The 23,158-nt window shown below is 66.9% G+C and carries 20 protein-coding genes; 9 read left to right on the top strand and 11 right to left on the bottom strand.

The features are described from left to right. Positions 1-42: 42 nt before the first annotated feature. The gene (gene mutS / locus BM060_RS28995; protein ID WP_174672449.1) at positions 43-2,616 is read right to left on the bottom strand and encodes a DNA mismatch repair protein MutS; all 2,574 of its coding nucleotides are present in this window, start codon (positions 2,614-2,616) and stop codon (positions 43-45) included. An 82-nt stretch (positions 2,617-2,698) separates the two neighbouring features. On the opposite strand from mutS, the gene BM060_RS28990 reads away from it, so the two are divergent. The 3 genes from BM060_RS28990 (at position 2,699) to recX (ending at position 4,833) form a co-directional block, all read left to right on the top strand. After that, entirely contained in the window at positions 2,699-3,211 is a 513-nt protein-coding gene (locus BM060_RS28990; RefSeq protein ID WP_074985512.1) for a CinA family protein, read from the top strand. 87 nt (positions 3,212-3,298) lie between these two features. After that, positions 3,299-4,360, top strand: coding sequence for a recombinase RecA (gene recA / locus BM060_RS28985; RefSeq protein WP_009616839.1), 1,062 nt, complete (start codon positions 3,299-3,301; stop codon positions 4,358-4,360). 8 nt (positions 4,361-4,368) lie between these two features. After that, on the top strand, positions 4,369-4,833 hold the full coding sequence (gene recX, locus BM060_RS28980) for a recombination regulator RecX (RefSeq protein WP_074985511.1): 465 nt from the start codon (positions 4,369-4,371) through the stop codon (positions 4,831-4,833). A gap of 484 nt (positions 4,834-5,317) precedes the next feature. On the opposite strand, the gene BM060_RS28975 is transcribed toward recX, so the two are convergent. Both BM060_RS28975 and BM060_RS28970 read right to left on the bottom strand, forming a co-directional pair. After that, the gene (locus tag BM060_RS28975; protein ID WP_058070963.1) at positions 5,318-6,409 is read right to left on the bottom strand and encodes an LOG family protein; all 1,092 of its coding nucleotides are present in this window, start codon (positions 6,407-6,409) and stop codon (positions 5,318-5,320) included. Positions 6,410-6,494: 85 nt separating this feature from the next. Next, positions 6,495-7,916, bottom strand: a complete 1,422-nt coding sequence (locus BM060_RS28970; protein ID WP_074985510.1) for an MBL fold metallo-hydrolase RNA specificity domain-containing protein — start codon at positions 7,914-7,916, stop codon at positions 6,495-6,497. A gap of 128 nt (positions 7,917-8,044) precedes the next feature. Here BM060_RS28970 and BM060_RS28965 point away from each other — a divergent pair, with 128 nt between their 5' ends. Next, the gene (locus BM060_RS28965; protein ID WP_074985509.1) at positions 8,045-10,450 is read left to right on the top strand and encodes a phosphoketolase family protein; all 2,406 of its coding nucleotides are present in this window, start codon (positions 8,045-8,047) and stop codon (positions 10,448-10,450) included. A gap of 14 nt (positions 10,451-10,464) precedes the next feature. On the opposite strand, the gene BM060_RS28960 is transcribed toward BM060_RS28965, so the two are convergent. Then, the gene (locus tag BM060_RS28960; protein ID WP_009616847.1) at positions 10,465-10,686 is read right to left on the bottom strand and encodes a DUF3820 family protein; all 222 of its coding nucleotides are present in this window, start codon (positions 10,684-10,686) and stop codon (positions 10,465-10,467) included. Between the two features lie 10 nt (positions 10,687-10,696). Continuing rightward, positions 10,697-11,104: a quorum-sensing-regulated virulence factor family protein gene (locus BM060_RS28955; RefSeq protein ID WP_043271144.1), complete on the bottom strand. Its 408-nt coding sequence runs from the start codon at positions 11,102-11,104 to the stop codon at positions 10,697-10,699. Between the two features lie 167 nt (positions 11,105-11,271). Here BM060_RS28955 and BM060_RS28950 point away from each other — a divergent pair, with 167 nt between their 5' ends. Next, complete coding sequence (locus BM060_RS28950) at positions 11,272-12,012, top strand: tRNA-uridine aminocarboxypropyltransferase (protein ID WP_074985507.1); 741 nt, start codon at positions 11,272-11,274, stop codon at positions 12,010-12,012. Between the two features lie 3 nt (positions 12,013-12,015). On the opposite strand, the gene BM060_RS28945 is transcribed toward BM060_RS28950, so the two are convergent. Next, positions 12,016-12,897 (bottom strand): DMT family transporter, encoded by an 882-nt coding sequence (locus BM060_RS28945; RefSeq protein WP_074985505.1) that lies wholly within the window; start codon positions 12,895-12,897, stop codon positions 12,016-12,018. A gap of 225 nt (positions 12,898-13,122) precedes the next feature. Between BM060_RS28945 and erdR the strand changes: the two genes are divergently transcribed. Together erdR and BM060_RS28935 are read left to right on the top strand one after the other, a co-directional pair. Beyond that, positions 13,123-13,773: a response regulator transcription factor ErdR gene (erdR, locus tag BM060_RS28940; protein ID WP_074985503.1), complete on the top strand. Its 651-nt coding sequence runs from the start codon at positions 13,123-13,125 to the stop codon at positions 13,771-13,773. 82 nt (positions 13,774-13,855) lie between these two features. Further along, complete coding sequence (locus BM060_RS28935; protein WP_009616854.1) at positions 13,856-14,227, top strand: diacylglycerol kinase; 372 nt, start codon at positions 13,856-13,858, stop codon at positions 14,225-14,227. Positions 14,228-14,500: 273 nt separating this feature from the next. Here BM060_RS28935 and BM060_RS28930 read toward each other — a convergent pair whose 3' ends face one another. Then, positions 14,501-15,427, bottom strand: a complete 927-nt coding sequence (locus tag BM060_RS28930) for a LysR family transcriptional regulator (protein ID WP_074985501.1) — start codon at positions 15,425-15,427, stop codon at positions 14,501-14,503. A 233-nt stretch (positions 15,428-15,660) separates the two neighbouring features. On the opposite strand from BM060_RS28930, the gene fpr reads away from it, so the two are divergent. Further along, positions 15,661-16,437, top strand: coding sequence for a ferredoxin-NADP reductase (fpr, locus tag BM060_RS28925; RefSeq protein ID WP_009616858.1), 777 nt, complete (start codon positions 15,661-15,663; stop codon positions 16,435-16,437). Positions 16,438-16,643: 206 nt separating this feature from the next. Here fpr and tsaA read toward each other — a convergent pair whose 3' ends face one another. The 4 genes from tsaA to rimO form a co-directional block, all read right to left on the bottom strand. Beyond that, entirely contained in the window at positions 16,644-17,354 is a 711-nt protein-coding gene (tsaA, locus tag BM060_RS28920; protein WP_074985499.1) for a tRNA (N6-threonylcarbamoyladenosine(37)-N6)-methyltransferase TrmO, read from the bottom strand. Positions 17,355-17,422: 68 nt separating this feature from the next. Then, positions 17,423-17,788: a DUF2784 domain-containing protein gene (locus tag BM060_RS28915; protein WP_074985497.1), complete on the bottom strand. Its 366-nt coding sequence runs from the start codon at positions 17,786-17,788 to the stop codon at positions 17,423-17,425. Positions 17,789-18,713: 925 nt separating this feature from the next. After that, positions 18,714-19,175, bottom strand: a complete 462-nt coding sequence (locus BM060_RS28910; RefSeq protein WP_074985496.1) for a YehS family protein — start codon at positions 19,173-19,175, stop codon at positions 18,714-18,716. A 53-nt stretch (positions 19,176-19,228) separates the two neighbouring features. Further along, complete coding sequence (gene rimO, locus BM060_RS28905) at positions 19,229-20,551, bottom strand: 30S ribosomal protein S12 methylthiotransferase RimO (protein ID WP_074985494.1); 1,323 nt, start codon at positions 20,549-20,551, stop codon at positions 19,229-19,231. Between the two features lie 250 nt (positions 20,552-20,801). On the opposite strand from rimO, the gene BM060_RS28900 reads away from it, so the two are divergent. Further along, a complete protein-coding gene (locus BM060_RS28900; RefSeq protein WP_061562501.1) occupies positions 20,802-22,706 on the top strand; it encodes a potassium transporter Kup in 1,905 nt (634 codons plus the stop codon). Positions 22,707-23,158 lie beyond the last annotated feature (452 nt).

Here is a 23,158-nt window from a genome sequence, read left to right as displayed (position 1 = left end):
CGGCTAAGCGCGCGCGATTCTAGCAGCTTGTTCCGCTGTCCGTCAGATTCGCGTCTTCCATGCATATAACAAATCGAGCGCCTGGCGCGGTGTCAGGTCATCGGGTTTGATGCGTGCAAGCTCGTCGATCAGCGGGTGCGGCAGGCTGGCGAACAGGTCGCTCTGCATCGGCGCGGCGGGCTGGCCCGCCTCCTGGCGCGGCGCTTCGTGGGGCAGGCTGGTGGTCTCCAGGCGCGCCAGGTGCTCGCGGGCGCGCAGGATCACCGGGCCGGGCACGCCGGCCAGTTGCGCCACCGCCAGGCCGTAGCTCTGGCTCGCCGGGCCGGGCAGCACGTGGTGCAGGAAGACGATGCGCTCGTTGTGCTCGGTGGCGTTCAGGTGCACGTTGGCCACCACCGGTTCGCTCTCCGGCAGCACGGTCAGCTCGAAGTAGTGGGTGGCGAACAGGGTGAAGGCGCGCAGGTGCGCCAGGTGCTCGGCGGCGGACCAGGCCAGCGACAGGCCGTCGAAGGTGCTGGTGCCGCGGCCCACTTCGTCCATCAGCACCAAGCTGCGGTCGGTGGCGTTGTGCAGGATGTTGGCGGTTTCGCTCATCTCCACCATGAAGGTGGAACGGCCGCCGGCGAGGTCGTCGGACGAACCGATACGGGTGAAGATGCGGTCCACCAGCGACAGTTCGCAGCGCGCCGCCGGGACGAAACTGCCGATGTGCGCCAACAGCACGATCAGCGCCGTTTGCCGCATATAGGTAGATTTACCGCCCATGTTCGGGCCAGTAATCACCAGCATGCGGGTGTCTTCGTCGAGCTTCAGGTCGTTGGCCACGAAGGGCGTATCCAGCACCTGCTCCACCACCGGGTGGCGGCCCTGCTCGATGAGGATGCCCGACTCCTCGACGAAGCGCGGGCGGTTCAGGTCGAGGTTCAGCGCGCGCTCGGCCAGGTTGGCCAGCACGTCCAGCTCGGCCAGGGCGGCGGCGGTGTCCTGCAGCGGCGCCAACTGGGCGATCAGCAGTTCCACCAGTTCCTCGTAGAGCTGCTTCTCGCGGGCCAGGGCGCGGCTCTGGGCGGACAGCGCCTTGTCCTCGAAGGCCTTCAGCTCCGGGGTTATGAAGCGTTCGGCGCCCTTCAGCGTCTGGCGCCGCTGGTAATCGGCCGGCGCCTGCTCGGCCTGCATGCGCGGCAGCTCGATGTAGTAGCCATGGATGCGGTTGTAGCCGACCTTCAGACCCGACAGCCCGGTGCGTTCCTTCTCGCGGATCTCCAGGTCCATCAGGTACTGGCCGGCGTTCTCGCTGAGCGTCTGCAGTTCGTCCAGCTCGGCGTCGTAGCCGCGCTTGATGACGCCGCCGTCGCGGATCACCGCCGGCGGGTTGTCGATGATCGCCCGGGCCAGCAGGTCGGCCAGTTCCGGGTAGGTGCGGATGCTCGCGGCCAGTTCGCCCAGGTGCGGGGCCTCCAACTCGGTCATGCCGCGCTGCAGCTCCGGCAGGGCGGCCAGGGCGTCGCGCAGGCGCGCCAGGTCGCGCGGGCGGGCGTTGCGCAGACCGATACGGGCGAGGATGCGCTCGACGTCGCCGATTTCCTTCAGCTGTGGCTGAAGATTCTCGAAACGGTAGCGTTCCAGCAGGCAGGCGATGGATTCCTGGCGGGCTTCCAGCACGGCGCGGTCGCGCAGCGGGCGGTTCAGCCAGCGCGTCAGCAGGCGGCTGCCCATGGCGGTCTGGCAGCGGTCCACCACCGACTGCAGGGTGTTGTCGCGGCCGCCGGAGAGGTTGGTGTCCAGCTCCAGGTTGCGGCGGCTGGCGCCGTCGAGGATGACGGTGTCGTCCAGGCGCTCGTGGCGCAGGCTGCGCAGGTGCGGCAGGGCGGTGCGCTGGGTTTCCTTGGCGTAGGCCAGCAGGCAGCCGGCGGCGCCGATGGCCAGGGTCAGGTCCTGGCAGCCGAAGCCCTTCAGGTCCTGGGTGGCGAACTGTTGGCAGAGGCTCTTGAACGCCGAGTCGCGGTCGAAGTCCCAGGGCGCGCGGCGCCGCACGCCACGGCGCTTCTCCGCCGGCAGGCCGGCGGGCCAGTCGTCGGGGATCAGCAGTTCCGCGGGGTTCAGGCGCTCCAGCTCGGCCAGCAGGGTTTCCCAGCCGCGGATTTCCTGGACGCTGAAGCGGCCGCTGGTGATGTCCAGCACCGCCAGGCCGAACAACCGCTCGTCGCCGAGCAAGGCGGCCAGCAGGTTGTCGCGGCGCTCGTCGAGCAGCGCCTCGTCGCTGACCGTGCCGGGGGTGATGATACGCACCACCTGGCGTTCCACCGGGCCCTTGCTGGTGGCCGGGTCGCCGATCTGTTCGCAGATGGCCACCGACTCGCCCAGCTTGACCAGCTTGGCCAGGTAGCCCTCCACGGCGTGGAAGGGGATGCCGGCCATGGGAATCGGCGTGCCGGCGGACTGGCCGCGGGTGGTGAGGGTGATGTCGAGCAGCTTGGCGGCCTTCTTGGCGTCCTCGTAGAACAGCTCGTAGAAGTCGCCCATGCGGTAGAACAGCAGTTGTTCCGGATGCTGTCTCTTCAGCTTCCAGTATTGCTGCATCATTGGAGTATGCGCGGAAAGGTCGCTTTGGCTCATGACTTTGGGCGGTCCGTCTTCTATATGCAAAAGCGCCTAGTGTACGGTATCCGGCCTGACGGCTTAAGCATCGGAGTACGCAATGAGCATCAGCGACGAAGGCATCACCGACCTGGCCGCGCGCCTGGGCGCGCAGTTGCAGCGCTTGGGCGCGCGGGTCAGCACCGCCGAGTCCTGCACCGGCGGCGGCATCGCCGAGGCGATCACGCGGATCGCCGGCAGCTCGGCCTGGTTCGATGCCGGCTACGTCACCTATTCCAATACGCAGAAGACCACGCAGCTGGGCGTGCCTGACGAACTTTTCCCACAGGTTGGCGCGGTCAGCCGGGAAGTGGTCGAAGCTATGGCCCGCGGCGCACAGGCGCGCAGCGGCGCGCGTTTCACTGTGGCGGTCAGCGGCATCGCCGGTCCGGACGGTGGTTCGCCAGAGAAGCCTGTAGGAACCGTCTGGTTGTGCTGGGCCGATGGCGAACAATGCTATCCGCAGTGCTTCCATTTTCCCGGCGACCGCCTCGCGGTGCGCCGGCAGGCGGTGGCGACCGCTCTGGACGGGGTGTTGCGACTGGCCGTCGGGGAAAATCCCGTTCGGGGGTAGGCGAGCGCCTTGCCCTGTGAAATAATACTGTCTACTTATACAGTTGTTCGTGGCCCATCCCGGCCGCCTGACTTCGCGAGGACTTCAATGGACGACAACAAGAAGCGCGCCCTGGCCGCGGCCCTGGGACAGATCGAACGCCAATTCGGCAAGGGCGCGGTAATGCGCATGGGCGACCACGAGCGCCAGGCCATCCCGGCCATCTCCACCGGCTCCCTCGGCTTGGACATCGCCCTGGGTATCGGCGGTCTGCCCAAGGGCCGTATCGTCGAGATCTACGGCCCGGAATCCTCGGGCAAGACCACCCTGACCCTCTCGGTCATCGCCGAAGCCCAGCGCCAGGGCGCCACCTGCGCCTTCGTCGACGCCGAGCACGCGCTGGACCCGGACTACGCCGGCAAGCTGGGCGTCAACGTCGACGACCTGCTGGTCTCGCAGCCGGACACCGGCGAGCAGGCCCTGGAAATCACCGACATGCTGGTGCGCTCCAACGCGGTGGACGTGATCATCGTCGACTCCGTGGCGGCGCTGGTGCCCAAGGCCGAGATCGAAGGCGAGATGGGCGACGCCCACGTCGGCCTGCAGGCCCGCCTGATGTCCCAGGCGCTGCGCAAGATCACCGGCAACATCAAGAACGCCAACTGCCTGGTCATCTTCATCAACCAGATCCGCATGAAGATCGGCGTGATGTTCGGCAACCCGGAAACCACCACCGGTGGTAACGCCCTGAAGTTCTACGCCTCCGTGCGCCTGGACATCCGCCGTACCGGCGCGGTGAAGGAAGGCGACGAGGTGGTCGGCAGCGAAACCCGCGTCAAGGTGGTGAAGAACAAGGTCGCCCCGCCGTTCCGCCAGGCCGAGTTCCAGATCCTCTACGGCAAGGGCATCTACCGCACCGGCGAGATCATCGACCTGGGCGTGCAACTGGGCCTGGTGGAGAAATCCGGCGCCTGGTACAGCTACCAGGGCAGCAAGATCGGCCAGGGCAAGGCCAACGCCGCCAAGTACCTGGAAGAGAACGCGGAAATCTGCGCGGTGCTGGACAAGGCCATCCGCGAGCAACTGCTGAACAACCAGCCGGCGCCGACCAAGGCCGAGCTGGCTGCAGCCGAAGCTGCCGAGGCCGCTGAAGCCGACCTCGACTACTGATCCCGCCGATGCCGACCGTGCTCGACACGCCCGTCGCCGTGCGGCGGGCCGCCATGGACCTCCTGGCGCGACGCGAGCACGGTCGCGCCGAACTCGTCCGCAAGCTGCGCCAGCGCGGCGCGCCTGCGGAGCTCATCGAGCCCGTCCTCGACCGCCTGGCCGAGGAAGGGCTGCTCAACGAATCCCGTTACCTGGAAGCCTTCATCGCCAGCAAGGCGCGCAGTGGCTATGGCCCCCTGCGAATTCGCGAGGAGCTGAGCCAGCGCGGCCTGCCCCGCGGCGAGATCGAAAAGGCCCTGGGCGAGGCGGATGTCGACTGGCAGGCGCAAATGCGGGGTGTCTGGCGCCGCAAGTTCCCCCGCCTGCCCCAGGACGCCCGCGAGCGTGCCCAGCAGGGGCGTTTCCTCGCCTACCGGGGCTTTTCCATGGAAGCCATCAATCGCCTGTTCAGTGGGCGGGGCGGGGACGACTGAGCCCGGGGCTGGCGCTGGTTGACCGGCCTGTCGGCTGGATCGCGGATGGAGTCCGCTCCTACGCCATTCACATACCACGTTCGCTTGTCCGCGATAGCTGGCGGTATCGGCGTGGTTTGCGGATAAGATCCGTTTGTACAGACGCGGGCACGGCTTCTCGTAGGAGCGAGCTTGCTCGCGAATAAATCCCGCTGCGGAGTCTGTTCGCGAGCAAGCTCGCTCCTACAGAGAACACCTCGGCGTGGTTGGCAAGACAGTTGCCCCTACGCCATTCCGCACACCGTTTTCCCCCGGAATCACGCGCCAGTGCGGTGTCACGTCGGACCAACGGCGTATAACCGCGAACGGTTATACGCCCTACGGTTGGGCGTGGGTGTAGGAACGGACTCCGTCCGCGATAGCCGGAATCACCTGCGCCATTCCATGTAGGAGCGCGCCCTGCGCGCGAATCGCGGGCAGGGCCCGCTCCTACAGGTGCAGTGGCCTATGCAGGAACGGGACAAGCCTCGGTCCAGTTCTGCTTGTCGTTGATGAAGTTCACCAGCTCACGCAGGCGGCCGTGGTCGCGGCCGTTGAAGGCGAAGGCCAGGCGCGTGAGCTGGGTGAATTCCGGCTCGTCCTTTTCCAGTTCGCCGCAGGCCTGCTGGTGGAAGCCGTCGTGCAGGCAGAGGTTGCCGAATTCCTCGTGCAGGCGCTGCATGGCGCTGTCGCTGAGGCGGTGGTTGAGGCGGATGACGAAGTTGTCCTTGAGCCAGCGGCTGGAGTGGAAGTTGCTGTAGAAGTGGGCGATCTCCCCGACCGCGTCCTCCACCGAGCGGGCCAGTTTCATCAGGTGCATGTCGCTGGGCAGGATGTAGCGGTTGTCCAGCAGTTGCTCCTGCATGAACTGCAGCGCCTGCTCCCAGTAATGCCCGCCGGGTTGGTCGAGCAGCACCACCGGCACCAGCGGGCTCTTGCCGGTCTGGATCAGCGTCAGCACTTCCAGCGCCTCGTCCAGGGTGCCGAAGCCGCCGGGGCAGAGCACTAGGGCGTCGGCTTCCTTGACGAAGAACAGCTTGCGCAGGAAGAAGAAGTGGAACGACAGCAGGTTGTTGGTGCCGGCCACCGTGTGGTTGGCCTGCTGCTCGAAGGGCAGGGTGATGTTGAAGCCCAGGCTGTTCTCCAGCCCCGCGCCTTCGTGGGCGGCGGCCATGATGCCGCCGCCGGCGCCGGTGACGACCATCAGGTCGTAGCGCGCCAGGGTGCGCCCCAGGTCCCGGGCCAGGGCGTACAGCGGGTGGTCCGGGGGCGTGCGCGCCGAGCCGAACACCGTGACCTTGCGCCGGCGCTTGAACTGCTCGAGGGTGGCGAAGGCGTGCTCCATCTCGCGCAGCGTCTGCAGCATGATCTTGGCATCCCAGCGGTTGCGGTCGGCCTGGGCCATGCGCGCCACGGTGAAGAGCATCTCGCGGTACAGCGGCAGGTTCGGGCTGTCGCCCGGCGCGGCGAGGGCCGCCAGCTCCTCGACCTTCTGCGTCAGGTCGGTGCCGCTGGTCTGGAAGTGTCTGGAAAGGTAGTCCTCGGGTTCATAGGGCATGGGGATACTCCTTGTTCTTCAACCCCTTGTCGTAGGCGTGCGCCAGTCTGACATGCCGCTGATGACAGTCGGCGATGACCCTGTTTCAGATTGCGATACGGTCCCCCTGTTCGGGAATGTTGGCTTTCCAGTCGAGGCGTTCGAGCAGTGCGGCCTGCAGGGCATCCATCTTTTCCCGCTCGCCATGTATCAGGTATAGCTCGGGTTTGTTCTCGAAGTGGCCAACCCACTGAATCAATTGCGATTGTCCGGCATGGGCGGAGAAGCCGCCGAGGGTGTGGACCTTCGCCCGCACGGCGATGCGCTGGCGCAATACGCGCACGCTCTCGGCGCCGTCGACGATGGTGCGGCCCAGGGTGCCCTTGGCCTGGAAGCCGGGGAAGACGATGTGGCACTCCTGGCGCCAGAGGTTGTGCTTGAAGTGGTGGACGATGCGCCCGCCGGTGCACATGCCGCTGCCGGCGATGATGATGGCGCCGCTCTTGATGCGGTTGATCGCCATGGAGTCTTCCGGCGTCTGCGTGGTGCGCAGCAGCGGCAGCCATTCGGACAGCTTCACGGTGCCGGTGCCGCGGATGTATTCGCGGTCGCTGTCGGAGAATTCGCCGGAGTGGCGCAGGTAGATATCGTTGGCCCGGGCGGCCATGGGGCTGTCGAGGAAGACCATCTGCTGCGGCAGGCGGCCTTCCTGGTAGAAGCGCCCGAGGTAGAACAGCAGGTCCTGGGTGCGGCCGACGGCGAAGGCGGGGATCAGCACGTTGCCGCCGTCCTTCTGCGCCTGTTCGAGGATGTCCGCCAGTTCCAGCAGCGTCTCGTTGTTGTCGCGGTGGTCGCGGTCGCCGTAGGTGGATTCCAGCAGCACCACGTCGGCGCGGCTCAGCGGCGTCGGTGTGCGCATCAGCGGTGAGCAGGTGTTGCCCAGGTCGCCGGAGAACACCAGGCGGCGCGTCAGGCCCTGCTCGTGGATCTCGATCTCGACGATGGCCGAGCCGAGGATGTGCCCGGCGTTGTGGAAGGTCACGCGGATGCCGGGCGCCACTTCCACGGTGCTGCCGTAGCTGACGCTGCGGCGCAGCTTCAGGGCCTTCTCGGTGTCTTCCACGGTGTAGATCGGGGTGACCGCCGGCTTGTTCAGGCGGGCGCGCCACTTGCTCTCCCACTCGGCGTCCTTTTCCTGGATGTTGGCCGAATCCATCAGCATCAGTTCCAGCAGTTCGCAGCAGGACTCGGTGGCGTAGATCGGCCCCTTGTAGCCTTCCTTCGCCAGGCGCGGCAGCAGGCCGCTGTGGTCGATGTGGGCGTGGGAGATGACCACCGCGTTCAGGCTCTTCGGGTCGAAGGGGAAGGGCGTGCGATTGCTGGCCTCGTTGTCGCGGGTGCTCTTGCCGTTGCTGCGGCCCTGGCGCATGCCGCACTCGAGCAGCACGCGCACGCCGTCCCGGGTTTCCAGCAGGTAGCAGGAGCCGGTGACTTCCTGGGCTGCGCCGATGAAGGTGAGTAGGGCCATGGGGCCTCCTTAGCAGGATTCGGTATTTCAGACTCGCGTAGCTGGAACGAAATGGCGTTGATACAGGTCAGCGCCGCTCCCATCCGGCGACCTAGACTTCCCCCATAGCCCCAGGGAGAACGTCGAGCATGTCGCAGATACTGCCCAGTCCGGACGAACTGGCCGCGCACGCGGCGGAGCAGCCGGCATTCGCCGAATGGTTGAGCGGATACGGTCCGCTTGAGCATAGCGCGCTGACCCAGGCTGCGGTCTTCCGCGTGGCTCATCAATTGGTCCAAGCCGGCCTGCAGCCGGACCTGGCGAGCACCTACCGGATGTTCCGCGCGCTGGACCGGCTGACCTGCGCCGGGCTCTGGCTGGTGGTGCACATGACCTACGCGCGCCGTGTGCATCTGGACGGCACGCCGCTGCAGGCCGAGGACTTCAAGGCCAGCCCCGAGGGCCACACCGGTGGCGCCCTGAACATGGTGCCAGCCTATGCCGGCTACCTGGCGCTCAATGGCCTGACCGGCACCACCCGCGGCTGGCTGATGGGGCAGGGGCACTGCGTGGCGGCCATCGAGGCGCTCAACGTGCTGACCGCCAACCTGCAGCCCGAGCAGGCGCGGCGCTACAGCATCGACGCCACCGGCCTGGAGCGCCTGGTGCAGGACTTCTACAGCTACGCCCAGGCGCCGGATGGCAGCGTCGCCGCGCCCCTGGGCAGCCACGTCAACCCGCATACCGCCGGCGGCATCGCCGAAGGCGGCTACCTGGGCTTCGCCGAACTGCAGTACGCGCACCTGCCGCTACCCGGCGAGACCCTGGTGGCCTTCCTCTCCGACGGCGCCGCCGAGGAGCAGCGCGGCAGCGACTGGATGCCCCGCTGGTGGCGCGCCGAGGACTGCGGCGTGGCCCTGCCGGTGATGATCGCCAATGGCCGGCGCATCGAGCAGCGCACCCAACTGGGCACCCGCGAGGGCCTGGAAGGCTTCAAGCACCACCTGAGCGGCTGTGGCTTCGACCCGCTGAGTTTCGACGGCCGCGACCCGGCCGCCTTCGTCTGCGCGCTCTGGGAGATGGAGCAGCGCCTGGCCCATCGCGTCCACGAGAAGAACAGCGGCATCCTGCAGTACCCGCTGCCGATTCCCTACGGCATCGCCGAGACGGTCAAGGGCTTCGGCTTCTACGGCGCCGGCAGCAACGCCGCGCACAACCTGCCGCTGCCGGGCAACCCCCGCGACGACGAGAACGCCCGTGAATTGTTCAACCACCATGCGGCGCGGCTGTGGGTGCCGGAAGCGGAGCTGGACGCCGCCTGCGCACTGTTCACCGCGAGCCGCCAGGGGCGCCTGCTGGAGCGCGACAATCCGCTGGCGGTGCGCCGGCCCATCGAGCCCAGCCTGCCGGAGCTGCACTACCGCAACGACCAGTGCTCGCCGATGCTGGCGCTGGACCGCTTCTTCAGCGAACTGTGCGCGGCGAACCCGGACCTGCGGGCCCGCGTCGGCAACCCCGACGAGCTGGCCAGCAACCGCCTGGGCGGCGTGCTCAAGGCGCTGAGGCACCGCGTCTGCCAGCCGGAGAGCGCGCTGGAGGCCGTCGACGGGCGGGTCATTACCGCACTCAACGAGGAGGCCGTGGTTTCCGCCTGCCTGGCCAACCAGGGCGGGCTCAACCTGGTGGCCAGCTACGAGGCGTTCTGCGTGAAGATGCTCGGCGCGGTGCGCCAGGCGTTGATCTTCGCCCGCCTGCAGAAGGAGGCGGGGCGCCCGGCGGGTTGGCTCGGCTGGCCGCTGGTGGCCACATCGCACACCTGGGAGAACGGCAAGAACCAGCAGTCGCACCAGGACACCACCTTCTGCGAGAGCCTGCTCGGCGAGATGAGCGACATGGTGCGGGTGCTGTTCCCCGCCGACCACAACAGCCTGCTGGCGCTGCTGCCGCAGATTTACCGCAGCCGTGGGCAGCTCGCCTGCGTAGTAGCGCCCAAGCGCGAGCGGCCGAACCTGTTCGACCGGGCCCAGGCGGAACAACTGGCGCGCGATGGCGCCATCGTGGTGGAAGAACATCCCGGCAGCGATCCGCTGCTGCTGATCGCCAACGGCAGCTACCAGCTCGGTGAGATGCGTCGCGCCGTGGAGCGTCTGGCCGAGGCCGGCTACCCGTACCGCCTGGTCTACCTGCAGGAGCCGGGGCGCTTCCGCGCGCCGAGGGACAACTGGGAACTGGCGGCGGTGGCCGACGAGGCGCTGATCGAGCAACTGTTCCCGGACGCCTACGGGCGCCGCGTGCTGCTCACCCACATGCGCCCGGAAGTGGCGCGCGGGCATCTCTGGCCGATCCTGCCGGATGCGCTGCGCAGCTCGGTGCTGGGCTACCGCAACCGCGGCGGGACCCTCGACGAGCCCGGCATGCTGTTCGCCAACCGGGCCTGCTGGGGCGATGTGCTGGCGGCCTGCGCGCGCCTGCTGGAAGTACCGCGCAGCGCGCTGCTGACCGCCGAGGAGGTCGCGGCGCTGGCCGGCAAGGGGGACCCGCGGGCCCTGCGCTGAAACGCTGAGGCGTCTTAGCGCTTCAGCGGTTTCACCAGAGAATCAAGGCCCTCGACCTTCAGCTCCAGCACTATCTGCATCAGGCGGCCCAGCTCGCCCTTGGGAAAGCTGTCATTGCGCTGGAACCACAGCAGGTACTCCTCCGGCAGGTCCACCAGCATGCGTCCCTGGTACTTGCCGAAGGGCATCGGCGTGCGGGCGATCTTCAGCAGGTTGAGCTTTTCCGACTCCAGCATGGCTCCGGCTTCACTTCTGCAGCTTGATGCGGCAGCTGCCGGCATCGAAGCGCTCGACGGCCACCGGGGCGTTGCTGTGGTACTCGGTGAAGTCGTAGGTGAGCACCGCGCCCTGGGCCAGCAACTGGCGGTAGCCGGTGTTGCTGCACACGCTGTCGCCCAACTGGCTGCGCACGCTCTCGGGGTTGGCGCGCATCTTCGCGGCGTGGCTGGCGCGCACGCTGAGGTGGTTGATCAACTGGTTGCCTTCGACGGTGTAGCCCTGGTCGAGGATGTCCTCGTTGATCGCGCGCGGAGTGCCTTCGCTGCTTTCCTTGGCGACTTTCTCCAGTGTCTTGGCCAGTTCGAAGTCCTTGAGCGACGCGGCGTGGGCCGCGGGCAGGACGAGGCAGAGGGCGAGGGCGGTTAGGCGCAGCATGGGCTTCTCCTGAAACGGGTGCGTATTCGACCGCGCGACGCCGGCACGGTTCGCCGGCGCCGCAAATCCCTCATTGTCCCTGAAAACCGCCTGGCTGCCGAGCGGCCTTGGCGCGCAGGGGCTCTGTTACAATCGCCGCCCGCCGTGATCGCCCTCCCGAGTCGCCGATGTCGCCCGTCCATCCCGCTACCAAGAACCATGCCGTCGCCCGCCTGCGCGCCGAGCGCCTGGCCCGTTGCGTGAAGCCCTTCGTGGCCCGCGGCTCGCGTTCGCCGCGCTGCGCCGGCTGCCGCCTGCGCCCGGACTACTGCATGTGCGCCTGGCAGCCGCAGGTGCAGGCTAACGCCGGCATGTGCCTGGTGATGTTCGACACCGAGCCGCTGAAGCCGAGCAACACCGGCTGGCTGATCGCCGAGACGGTGCCGGACACCTGGGCCTTCGGCTGGTCGCGGATCGAGGTCGACCCGGCCCTGCTGGCGCTGCTGGACGATACGCAGTGGCAGCCCTACGTGGTGTTCCCGGGGGAGTTCGTCGCCGCCGAGCGGGTGGTGGAGAAGGTCGCGCCGCAGCCCGGCAAGCGCCCGCTGTTCATCCTGCTGGACGCCACCTGGAACGAGGCGCGCAAGATGTTCCGCAAGAGCCCCTACCTGGACCGCTTCCCGGTGCTGAGCATCACCCCGGACGCGCTGTCGCGCTATCGCCTGCGCCGCTCCAAGTTCGACGAGCACCTGTGCACCGCGGAAGTGGCGGCACTGTGCCTGGGCCTGGCTGGCGACCAGCGCGCGGGGGATGCGCTGGATGCCTACCTGGACGTGTTCAGCGAGCGCTACCTGGGCGCCAAGCACCAGCGCGGGCTGGACGAGCAGAGCTCGGCGCACCAGGCCCTGCGGCCCTACACCGCGCTCTAGGATTCAGGCCGCCGCGGCCTTCTTCTGCGGCCACAGCTGGGCCACCAGCATGCCGGCTAGCATCAGCGCGCAGCCGAAGTAACCGCGCGCGTGCAGGCTCTCGTCGAGGAAGATCGCCCCGGCGATGGCGGCGAATACCGCTTCCAGGGACAGGATGATGGCGGCGTGGGAGGCGATGGCGTCCTTCTGCGCGATCACCTGCAGGGTGAAGCCGGTGCCGACGCCGAGCAGGCCGCCGTAGAGCAGCGCCGGGCCGGCCTGGGCGATGGCGTCCCAGTGGATCTCCTCGAACATCAGCGCCAGCGCCATGCTCACCACCGAGCAGGTGACGAACTGCAGGAAGGCCAGGCGGATAGGGTCGTAGCGGCTGGCGAACAGGCCCACCAGCAACACGTGGCAGCCCCACACCAGCGCGCCGGTCAGTTGCAGCCAGTCGCCGGAGGCCACCTTGAAGCCCGGGCCGATGCTCAGCATGGCCATGCCCACCACCGCCAGCGCCGCGCCGAGCCAGGTGCCCGTGCCGGTGCGGTGGCCGAGCAGCAGGCCGAGCAGCGGCACGATGATCACGTACAGGCCGGTGATGAAGCCGGAGTTGGTCACGCTGGTGAACAGCAGGCCGACCTGCTGCAGGTTGATGCCCAGGGTCAGCGCAGTGCCGATGGCCAGGCCGGCCAGCAGCAGGCCGCGGTTGAACGGCTGGGCGCCGCGCCTGGCCGACCAGGCCAGCAGCGGCAGCAGCATCAGCGCGCCGAGGGCGAAGCGCAGGCCGGTATAGAGGAAGGGCCCGATGGCATCCATCCCCAGGCGCTGCGCGACGAAGGACACGCCCCAGATCATGGCGGTGACCAGCATCAGGATATCGGCGCGCAGGGCGTGGCTCTTCATGGTGTTCTCGGCAGGCAAAAAAAGAGCGCAACTCTGCCGCAAGCCGGGGACTTTGAAAAGCTGTCCATCCCGTCAGCGGGTGCGCTGGGAGTCGCCCGCATCTGCATTCTCGGCAGGCATCGGCCGATGCATTTGCGTACAATGCGCCAATCAGGTCACGACCTTTCCCATGCTGGCCCTGCCGTTATCCGCGGCGGGATCGAGCCTGGCCATCAAGGAACTTACATGGCTTCCTATGAAATCCTGATCGCTGACGATCATCCGCTGTTCCGCAGTGCCCTGCACCAGGCCCTCACCTTGGGCCTGGGCCCCGAAGCGAAACTGGTGGAGGCGGCGAGCATCGCCGAGCTGGAAGCCAGGCTCAACGAGAAGGCCGACTGGGACCTGGTCCTGCTGGACCTGAACATGCCCGGCGCCTACGGCTTTTCCGGCCTGGTGCTGCTGCGCGGGCAGTACCCGCAGATCCCGGTGGTGATGATCTCGGCCCAGGAGGACGCCGCCGTGGTGCAGCGTTCCCGCGAGTTCGGCGCCAGCGGCTTCATCCCCAAGTCCAGCGAGATGGCCACCCTGCAGCAGGCGGTGCGCACCGTGCTCGACGGCGACGTCTGGTGGCCGCCGCAGGCCGACGCGGTGACCGAGCTGAGCGAGGAAGTGCGCGCCGCCAGCGCCGGCCTGGCGAGCCTGACGCCGCAGCAGTTCCGCGTGCTGACCATGGTCTGCGAGGGCCTGCTGAACAAGCAGATCGCCTTCGAGCTGAACGTCTCCGAGGCGACGGTGAAGGCCCACGTCACGGCTATCTTCCGCAAACTCAACGTGCGCACCCGCACCCAGGCGGCGCTGTTGCTGCAACAGATGGAAACGGTTCCGGGCGCCTGATCGGCCGTCCGTGACCTTTGTTTCACATTTTCCTACGGCACCTGGTTTAGAGTGCCGCGTCTTTTTTCGCAGAGAGCCCTTCGTGACTTCTTCCCCCTTCAAGGGCCAGACCGGCCTGAAGCGCATCCTCAACGCCGCCGGCTACTCCATGGCCGGTTTCGTAGCCGCCTTCCGTGGCGAGGCGGCCTTCCGCCAACTGGTGCTGATCAACGTCATCCTCGTCCCGCTGGCGTTCTTCTGCGACGTCAGCCGCGGCGAACGCGCGCTGATGATCGCCGTGTGCCTGCTGGCGCTGATCGTCGAACTGCTCAACTCGGCGGTGGAAGCGGTGGTCGACCGCGTCTCCCTGGAGCGCCACCCGCTGTCGAAGAACGCCAAGGACATGGGCAGCGCCGCGCAGTTCGTCGCGCTGAGCATCATCACCGTGACCTGGGCGGTGATCCTGCTCGGCTGAGCCTGCGCCGTTACCTGTAGGAGCGGGCCCTGCCCGCGATTCGCGCGCAGGGCGCGCTCCTACATGGAGTGGTGTGGGTGGGGTAGCGTAGGAGCGGATCTTATCCGCAAATCGTGCCGCAATCTCCGGCTATCGCGGACGAGGTTCTACGCTGTTTTCTGGGTTCCCGCGAACGCGGGAATGACGGGATGAAAGTCATGTTTTCCAACGTCATTCCCGCGAACGCGGGAACCCAATAGACAATTGCTCCTACGGTCGTTCGGCAGGCCCGCCTCAGGGAATCATCGGCAGCACGATCTCGTCGCTGCGGCTGATGCCCGCCGTCTCGCTGCGGCACAGGTCGAGGAATTCGCGCATGGTCGCGGTCTGGTACTTCTGCCGGTGCCAGATGAAATAGAACTGCCGGCGCAGGTCCAGCTGCGGGGTATCCACCGGCACCAGGCTGCCGCGGCGGAAGGCGTCGCGCAGGGCCAGGCGCGAGATGCAGCCGATGCCCAGGCCCGACTCCACGGCGCGCTTGATCGCCTCGGTGTGCTCCAGCTCCAGGCGGATATTCAGCGGCTCGATGTGGTGGCGCATGGCCTGGTCGAAGGTCAGGCGGGTGCCCGAGCCCTGCTCGCGGAGGATCCAGGCCTCGCTGCTGAGCCGCTGCAGGTCCACCGGCCCGGCGTTGGCCAGCGGGTGCTGCGGTGCGCAGAACACCACCAGCTCGTCCTCCATCCACGGCTGCACCTCGATGTCCGGGTGCTGGCAGTCGCCCTCGATCAGGCCCAGGTCCAGCTCGTAGTGGGCGATGCGCTGCACCACGTGGGCGGTGTTGTGCACGTGCAGGCGCACCCGGCAGTCCGGCTGGCGCTGCATGAAGGTGCCGATCAGCAGGGTGGCCAGGTAGTTGCCGATGGTCAGGGTGGCGCCCAGGTCCAGGGAGCCGAAGGCGCTCTTGCCGTTGAGCAGCGTCTCGATCTCGCTGCCGCGGTCCAGCAGCGCCACCGCCTGGGGCAGCAACTGGCGGCCCAGGGCGTTCAAAGTCAGGCGCTTGCCGGCGCGGTCGAACAGCTTGCAGTCGAACTGCCGCTCCAGCTCGCCCAGGGCCGTGCTGGTGGCCGACTGCGACAGCGAGAGTGCCTCGGCGGCGCGCGACACGCTTTCCTGCTGGGCCACGGCGACGAAGACTTCCATCTGGCGCAGGGTGAATTTCATCGGTTCGGGTGGCTCCGTAGCGGGCGAGAGGCGCGACATTCGGTCGCCCCTGGCGGGGCGGCAGGGGGCGTAATCTGGCGCGCGCCGGCCGCCAGTCGTCCCTTATCTGCGTTTTGGATTAGCAATATCCAGATAATTTATTTTGCGGATATTCTCGCCCCCTATAAAATGTCGCGCAATCGCGCTACGTCCGGGATCTGCTGGGGTGCGCCACGAATCTCTAGGAGTCCTTGATGAGCAACCTGTACACCGAGCGCGTTCTCAGCGTGCACCACTGGAACGACACTCTCTTCAGCTTCAAGACCACCCGTAATCCGGGCCTGCGCTTCAAGACTGGCCAGTTCGTGATGATCGGCCTGGAAGTCAACGGTCGCCCGCTGATGCGCGCCTACTCCATCGCCAGCCCGAACTACGAGGAGCACCTGGAGTTCTTCAGCATCAAGGTCCCGGACGGCCCGCTGACCTCGCGTCTGCAGCACCTGAAGGAAGGCGACGAGCTGATGGTCAGCCGCAAGCCCACCGGCACCCTGGTGCTGGACGACCTCAAGCCCGGCAAGCACCTGTACCTGCTGAGCACCGGCACCGGCATGGCGCCGTTCCTGAGCGTGATCCAGGACCCGGAAGTCTACGAGAAGTTCGACAAGGTCATCCTGGTCCACGGCGTGCGCTGGGTCAGCGAGCTGGCCTACGCCGACTTCATCACCAAGGTCCTGCCGGAGCACGAGTACTTCGGCGACATGGTGAAAGAAAAGCTGATCTACTACCCCCTGGTCACCCGTGAAGAGTTCCGCAACATGGGCCGCCAGACCGACCTGATGCGCAGCGGCAAGCTGTTCGCCGACATCGGCCTGCCGCCGATGAACCCGCAGGACGACCGCGCCATGATCTGCGGCAGCCCGAGCATGCTGGACGAGACCAGCGAAGTGCTGAACGGCTTCGGCCTGCAGATCTCCCCGCGCATGGGCGAGCCGGGCGACTACCTGATCGAGCGCGCCTTCGTCGAGAAGTAAGCGCAGCCCGCTGAAAAAGCCCGCCACCCGGCGGGCTTTTTCGTTCATGGCGGATACGGGGAAATGCCGTGCGTAGGAGTGCGTAGGGTCCGGCGTGGCCGGTAAATCCAATCGCGGATGAATCCGCTCCTACGACCGTGCTTCCTGGAACCGTAGGAGCGGACTCCGTCCGCGATTCGGCGGATAAGCCGTAGGCGTTATCCGCCCTACGGGGTGAGGCGGCGAAACGCGGGTTGCACATCCAGTACCCGGATCACCCCAGCCTCGGGGTAATGCCAATGCACATCCAGGTCCCACAGGCGTGCGCCGTAGCGGCGTTCGGGCGTGGGTTGCTGGTAGGCCGGGCGCGGGTCCTGGGCCAGGCACTGTTCGACCAGCTCGACCACCGGCTCGCCCAGGCGCAGGGCCTGCTCCCGGGCCTGGGCCAGGGCGGCGTCGCTCCACTGCACCGGGATCGGCGCCGGCGGCGCCTCGGCGATGCCGTTGCGCGCGTCGGCCACGGCGTCGGCGTAGGGCACGTAGGGCTTGATGTCGAGCACCGGGGTGCCGTCCAGCAGGTCGATGCCCGACAGCCACAGGCGCCCGGGCTCGACCTTCTCCAGGCGCACCACCGATTGGCCGATGCCGTTGGGGCGATGTGTGGCGCGGGTGGCGAACACGCCCAGGGAACGGTTGCCGCCCAGGCGCGGCGGGCGCACCTTGAGCCGCGGCTTGTCTTCCAGGGCCTGGTGGAAGAGGAACAGCAGCCAGACGTGGCTGACCTGCTCCAGGCCTTCCACCGCCTCGCCGCCGTCGAATGGTGGCAGCAGCTCCAGCACGCCCCGCGCCGCCGGGGCCAGCTGCGGTTGGCGCGGGATGGCGAACTTCTCCTTGAAGCAGGAGCGGATATGGCCGATGGGGGAGACGGAGTAGGACATGGCGGCACGCGCGTGGAGCAGGGGCCGCCATGTTACCCGATCGGCACGGCAAACCCCCGCCGCTTGCGTCATCGCCGGCGCCTGCGCAGCAACAGCCAGCCGTAGCAGGCCAGGGTGAGCGCCGCGACCAGCGTGCCCAGCAGCAGTTGCACGGCGGGTGTCAGGCCGGGCGGGTAGATCAGCGGGATCAGGTAGTGCTCGACGAAGCCGCCAGCGTAGCCCTGTTCGCCGGCGGCGCGGCGCAGGTGGTTTTCCAGTGGCGTCAATGGGCAGACCAGCTGCAGCCACTCCACGGTAACGCCCCAGGCCGCGGCCGGCAGGTGCAGCCAGGCCAGGCGCGGCCAGCGCAGCACCAGTGGGCCGCCGAGGACGACGAAGAGGATGAAGGCCAGGTGCAGCAGCACCACGGCGTCGGCGGCCAGGCGCAGGAGCATGGTGGTGTTTCCGGCGTGGTGGAGTGGTCGAGGGAAGGATAGATGGGTCAATGGAAAGGCCGGCAGGGTGGTGATGCTGTTCATTTGGGTGGTGCTTCGGTTTGGCGGGGGGCTAATCCTGGCTCCGCTCCGTGCCGTCGGGGTATTCGGTGTGGCCGGGGAATCCAATCGCGGACGGAGTCCGCTCCTACGTCCGTGTCTCCCTGGAGCCGTTCTCCTGCTATTCGCGCCCTATGATTTGCGTACTGTGATTCAGGGAGGCTGGTGATTGCGCTTCACGCCGAACGGTTCCCTCTCCCGCTTGCGGGGGAGGGTTAGGGAGGGGGCGGGGTACAGGATTGGCAGAGGTGTGGGGGCGAAGTCCGTAACCCTCTCCCCAGCCCTCTCCCTGAAGGGAGAGGGGGCTGTCCTGAGTGGCTTGCCAGTCCGGCACCATCCTCCACCCCCGTCATTCCCGCGAACGCGGGACGCGGCTCCATCGCGAACAGCGCTTGCGCTGGCCCGAAGGGGAATAACCCAGTGACTGCGGGGTTCGCGAGCAAGCTCGCTCCTACGAAGAGCAAAAGCAGCCCTGCTCTGGCTTTTGCTTTGGGACTTCCAGAGAAATAGCCGAGCGCACCGGAACGCCCCTTCAGAAGGCCGAGCGAAACCGGCGCTCAGGAGGTCATGCGACATGGATGTCGCGAGAGCCCCGCGGGATACAGGGACGTACCCTCGGGGCGGGCCTCCGTGGCGGGGGAGTTCGTGAGGGTAGCCCGGCTTTATCGGGCCCGTATGTTGGGGCAAGCCTTCTTGGTTACTTCTTTGGCGTTTGAAAGAAGTGACTCGCCCGAGGGGGCGAAACAAAAAATCTCCGCAAACTCGGAGCGGCGCGTCACACCCAAACAAGAAGCCACTGGGTTCCCGCGTTCGCGGGAATGACAGGTTAGAGATCGGAGCGCTGGGCCAGGCCCTTGAGGAAATTGCGCAGCAACTGGTCGCCACAGGGACGGTAGTTGCCGTGACCGGGAGCACGGAACAGCGCGTTGAGTTCCCCCTTGGTCATCACCAGCCCGGCCTCGTCGAGAATCGCCAGCAGATCGTGGTCGCGCAGTTCGAAAGCCACCCGCAGCTTCTTCAACACCAGGTTGTTGGTCAACGGCAGCTCCAGCGGCGGCAGCGGCCGGCTGTCGTCGCGGCCGCGGCGGTGGATGATCAGGCCGTCGAGAAAGCGCGCCAGCACCTCGTCCGGGCACTCGCGGTAGCCGGGTTCGTCCTCGCGGGCCAGCAGCGCGGCGACTTCGGCCTCGTCCAGCGTCAATCCGGCCAGGCCGGCGATGGCGGCGACCTCGTGGTCGGCGATGTCGAGGCTGTAGCGCAGGCTGCGCAGGATGTCGTTGTTGAGCATCGGTAGTGTCCCGGTTGAAAGAAAAAGCCCCGCAAGGCGGGGCTTTCGGCGACTCAGGCCAGTTCGGCCCAGAGATCGTACTCGTCGGCATCGGTGATGCGCACACGCACCTTGTCGCCCGGCTTCACGTCGAAGGTATCGATGTAGACGGCGCCGTCGATCTCCGGGGCGTCGGCCCAGGAACGGCCCACCGCGCCTTCGGCATCCACTTCGTCGATCAGCACGTCGATTTCCTTGCCCACTTTCAGTTGCAGGCGCGCGGCGGAAATCGCCTGCTGGTGCGCCATGAAGCGCTCCCAGCGCTCCTGCTTGACCTCGTCCGGCACCGGCTCCAGGCCCAGGTCGTTGGCCGGGGCGCCTTCCACCGGGGAGTACTGGAAGCAGCCGACGCGGTCGAGCTGGGCTTCGGTCAGCCAGTCCAGCAGGTACTGGAAGTCTTCCTCGGTCTCGCCGGGGAAGCCGACGATGAAGGTCGAACGGATGGTCAGCTCGGGGCAGAGCTCGCGCCACTTCTTGATGCGCGCCAGGGTCTTGTCTTCGAAGGCCGGGCGCTTCATGGACTTGAGCACTTTCGGGCTGGCGTGCTGGAAGGGAATGTCCAGGTAGGGCAGCAGCTTGCCCTGGGCCATCAGCGGGATGACGTCGTCGACGTTGGGGTAGGGGTAGACGTAGTGCAGGCGCACCCACACGCCCATGCTCGACAGCGCTTCGCACAGCTCCAGCATGCGCGTCTTCACCGGCTGGCCGTCCCAGAAGTCCAGCTTGTACTTCAGGTCCACGCCGTAGGCGCTGGTGTCCTGGGAGATCACCAGCAGTTCCTTGACGCCGGCCTTGACCAGGCGCTGGGCCTCGCTGAGCACGTCGCCCACCGGACGGCTGACCAGCTTGCCGCGCATCGACGGGATGATGCAGAAGCTGCAACTGTGGTTGCAGCCCTCGGAAATCTTCAGGTAGGCATAGTGGCGCGGGGTGAGCTTGATGCCCTGCGGCGGCACCAGGTCGATCAGCGGGTTGTGCTCGGCCTTGGGCGGCACCACCTCGTGCACGGCGCTGACCACCTGCTCGTACTGCTGCGGGCCGGTCACGGCCAGCACGCTGGGGTGCACGTCACGGATGCTGTCCTCGGCCACGCCCATGCAGCCGGTGACGATGACCTTGCCGTTCTCGGCGATGGCCTCGCCGATGGCGTCCAGGGATTCGGCCTTGGCGCTGTCGATGAAGCCGCAGGTGTTCACCACAACGACGTCGGCGTCCTCGTAGGTGGGCACGATCTCGTAGCCCTCCATGCGCAGCTGGGTGAGGATGCGTTCGGAGTCGACCGTTGCCTTGGGGCAACCGAGGCTGACGAAACCGACTTTGGGCGTTGCGGTGGACATGGGCGGCTAACCTCTAAGGGCGCGCTGGCGGCGCCTCTGATCAAAAAGTGCGCAATTCTAGCGGCGTCCCGCGCGCTTGACCAGCCTCCGTGAGACAAGCTGCCGCAGCGGCCGGCGAAAGCGCCGCCGGACACAGGGTAAGGGCGGCAAACACCTTCTATAGTCACTCAGATCAGGTTTTCGTGGCTCTTGCATCGCGGGGCCCGTCGGCGCAGGATGCGCCGAATTTTTCCTAGAGGAATTTTGTTACATGTCCAACGCCAGCGCTGGAACCGCGGAGCAGCAGGAAAACCATTCAAGCTCCGCCCTGGGCATGATGGTGGCCGCGGTGGGCGTCTGCTACGGCGATATCGGTACCAGCCCGCTGTACACGCTCAAGGAAGTCTTCGTCGGCGGCTACGGCGTGCAGGTGGGGCACGACGCCATCCTCGGCATCCTCTCGCTGATCTTCTGGTCGCTGGTCTGGGTGGTCTCGATCAAGTACGTGATCTTCGTCCTGCGCGCCGACAACCAGGGCGAGGGCGGGGTGATGGCGCTGACCGCGCTGGCGCGCCGCGCCGCCCACGATTACCCGCGGCTGAGTTCGGTGCTGGTGGTGCTGGGCCTGTTCGGCGCCTCGCTGTTCTATGGCGACAGCATGATCACCCCGGCGATCTCGGTGCTCTCGGCCATCGAGGGCCTGGAGATCGCCTTCGACGGCCTGGAGCACTGGGTGGTGCCGCTGGCGCTGATCGTGCTGGTCGGCCTGTTCCTCATCCAGCGCCATGGCACGGCGCGCATCGGCATCCTGTTCGGCCCGGTGATGGTGATCTGGTTCGTGGTGCTGGGCGCGCTCGGCCTGTACGGCATCTACCAGCACCCGGTGGTGCTGAACGCGATGAACCCCTACTGGGCGGCGAACTTCTTCATCGTCCACCCGGGCATCGGCGTGGCCATCCTCGGCGCCACCGTGCTGGCGCTGACCGGCGCCGAGGCGCTGTACGCGGACATGGGCCACTTCGGCCGCAAGCCGATTTCCCGCGCCTGGTTCGCCCTGGTGCTGCCGGGCCTGGTGCTGAACTACTTCGGCCAGGGCGCGATGATCCTCTACAACCCGGAGGCCGCGCGCAACCCTTTCTACCTGCTGGCGCCGTCCTGGGCGTTGCTGCCGATGGTAGCGCTGTCCACCGTGGCCACGGTGATCGCCTCCCAGGCGGTGATTTCCGGGGCCTTCTCGCTGACCCGCCAGGCCATCCAGCTGGGCTTCGTGCCGCGCATGTTCGTGCAGCACACCTCCAGCCAGGAGCAGGGGCAGATCTACATCGCCGGGGTGAACTGGGCGCTGATGGTCGGCGTGGTGCTGCTGGTGCTGGGCTTCGAGTCGTCCGCGGCGCTGGCCTCGGCCTACGGCGTGGCGGTGACCGGGACCATGCTGGTGACCACCCTGCTGATGGGCGTGGTGCTCTGGCTGCACTGGAAGTGGCCGCTGTGGCTGGCCATTCCGTTCTTCTGCATGATGCTGCTGGTGGACGTGCTGTTCTTCTCGGCCAACCTGCCGAAGGTGGTGCAGGGCGGCGCCTTCCCGGTGGTGGCCGGTATCGCCCTGTTCATCCTGATGACCACCTGGAAGCGCGGCCGCCAGTTGCTGGTGGAGCGCCTGGACGAAGGCTCGCTGCCGCTGCCGCTGTTCATCGCCAGCATCCGCTCGCAGCCGCCGCACCGCGTGCAGGGCACCGCCGTGTTCCTCACCGCGCGTTCCGACGCCGTGCCCCACGCGTTGTTGCACAACCTGCTGCACAACCAGGTGCTGCACGAGCAGGTGGTGCTGCTCACGGTGGTCAACGAAGACAGCCCGCGGGTCGCCACCGACCGCCGCTTCGAGGTGGATGCCTACGGCGAGGGCTTCTTCCGCGTGCTGCTGCACTTCGGCTTCATGGAGGACCCGGACATCCCGGCGGCGCTGAAGTACTGCCACCTCAACGAGCTGGACTTCAGCCCCATGCGCACCACCTACTTCCTCAGCCGCGAGACGGTCATCCCGTCCCGGCGCATAGGCATGGCGCGCTGGCGCGAGGGGCTGTTCGCCTTCCTGCTGAAGAATGCCAACGGCAACCTGCGCTACTTCAACCTGCCGCTGAACCGGGTGATCGAGCTGGGGACGCAGGTGGAGATCTGAGTGGTTTTGCTGGGGAAGACAAAGCGCGCCTGAGGGCGCGCTTTTTCGTTCTGGGGGGCTCGCCAAGCGATCGTGCATGGGATCGGCCGATCGCGGACGGAGTCCGCTCCTTGTATGTCGACGACCCGCCATAACGGCGGGTAGTCTCCGGCTGATCACCGGAAGGAAGACCAGGAAGACGTGTCCGCTCCTAGGCTACGAGCCTGCACTGTAGATAGTCTCCTGCCTTCCCAATCCACTCGTGAGTCCGAACGGTATCTGGAGCCCCACCCGGTGGTAGCTCGCATAGGCAAGGTTGGATGGAGTGGAGTGCTGATGATGTAAAGCTGTAAGAGGTAGCAGGAGTTATGGCCATCGTAGTGGGCGTGGATATCGCCAAGAAAACTTTCGACATTGCGGTTCTGCAGAGCAATGGCAAATACCGCACCAAAGGCAACCTGAGCAACGATCAG

It is taken from the genome of Pseudomonas citronellolis (genome assembly GCF_900112375.1).
Taxonomy (GTDB): Bacteria; Pseudomonadota; Gammaproteobacteria; order Pseudomonadales; family Pseudomonadaceae; genus Pseudomonas; species Pseudomonas citronellolis.
This window is presented reverse-complemented; position numbering and strand designations above follow the sequence as displayed.

What these genes read in the sequence shown, in the direction of transcription:
- mutS (WP_174672449.1), bottom strand. Translation starts at nt 2,616, where the DNA reads ATGAGCCAAAGCGACCTTTCCGCGCATACTCCAATGATGCAGCAATAC.
- BM060_RS28990 (WP_074985512.1), top strand. Translation starts at nt 2,699, where the DNA reads ATGAGCATCAGCGACGAAGGCATCACCGACCTGGCCGCGCGCCTGGGC.
- recA (WP_009616839.1), top strand. Translation starts at nt 3,299, where the DNA reads ATGGACGACAACAAGAAGCGCGCCCTGGCCGCGGCCCTGGGACAGATC.
- recX (WP_074985511.1), top strand. Translation starts at nt 4,369, where the DNA reads ATGCCGACCGTGCTCGACACGCCCGTCGCCGTGCGGCGGGCCGCCATG.
- BM060_RS28975 (WP_058070963.1), bottom strand. Translation starts at nt 6,409, where the DNA reads ATGCCCTATGAACCCGAGGACTACCTTTCCAGACACTTCCAGACCAGC.
- BM060_RS28970 (WP_074985510.1), bottom strand. Translation starts at nt 7,916, where the DNA reads ATGGCCCTACTCACCTTCATCGGCGCAGCCCAGGAAGTCACCGGCTCC.
- BM060_RS28965 (WP_074985509.1), top strand. Translation starts at nt 8,045, where the DNA reads ATGTCGCAGATACTGCCCAGTCCGGACGAACTGGCCGCGCACGCGGCG.
- BM060_RS28960 (WP_009616847.1), bottom strand. Translation starts at nt 10,686, where the DNA reads ATGCTGGAGTCGGAAAAGCTCAACCTGCTGAAGATCGCCCGCACGCCG.
- BM060_RS28955 (WP_043271144.1), bottom strand. Translation starts at nt 11,104, where the DNA reads ATGCTGCGCCTAACCGCCCTCGCCCTCTGCCTCGTCCTGCCCGCGGCC.
- BM060_RS28950 (WP_074985507.1), top strand. Translation starts at nt 11,272, where the DNA reads ATGTCGCCCGTCCATCCCGCTACCAAGAACCATGCCGTCGCCCGCCTG.
- BM060_RS28945 (WP_074985505.1), bottom strand. Translation starts at nt 12,897, where the DNA reads ATGAAGAGCCACGCCCTGCGCGCCGATATCCTGATGCTGGTCACCGCC.
- erdR (WP_074985503.1), top strand. Translation starts at nt 13,123, where the DNA reads ATGGCTTCCTATGAAATCCTGATCGCTGACGATCATCCGCTGTTCCGC.
- BM060_RS28930 (WP_074985501.1), bottom strand. Translation starts at nt 15,427, where the DNA reads ATGAAATTCACCCTGCGCCAGATGGAAGTCTTCGTCGCCGTGGCCCAG.
- fpr (WP_009616858.1), top strand. Translation starts at nt 15,661, where the DNA reads ATGAGCAACCTGTACACCGAGCGCGTTCTCAGCGTGCACCACTGGAAC.
- tsaA (WP_074985499.1), bottom strand. Translation starts at nt 17,354, where the DNA reads ATGTCCTACTCCGTCTCCCCCATCGGCCATATCCGCTCCTGCTTCAAG.
- BM060_RS28915 (WP_074985497.1), bottom strand. Translation starts at nt 17,788, where the DNA reads ATGCTCCTGCGCCTGGCCGCCGACGCCGTGGTGCTGCTGCACCTGGCC.
- BM060_RS28910 (WP_074985496.1), bottom strand. Translation starts at nt 19,175, where the DNA reads ATGCTCAACAACGACATCCTGCGCAGCCTGCGCTACAGCCTCGACATC.
- rimO (WP_074985494.1), bottom strand. Translation starts at nt 20,551, where the DNA reads ATGTCCACCGCAACGCCCAAAGTCGGTTTCGTCAGCCTCGGTTGCCCC.
- BM060_RS28900 (WP_061562501.1), top strand. Translation starts at nt 20,802, where the DNA reads ATGTCCAACGCCAGCGCTGGAACCGCGGAGCAGCAGGAAAACCATTCA.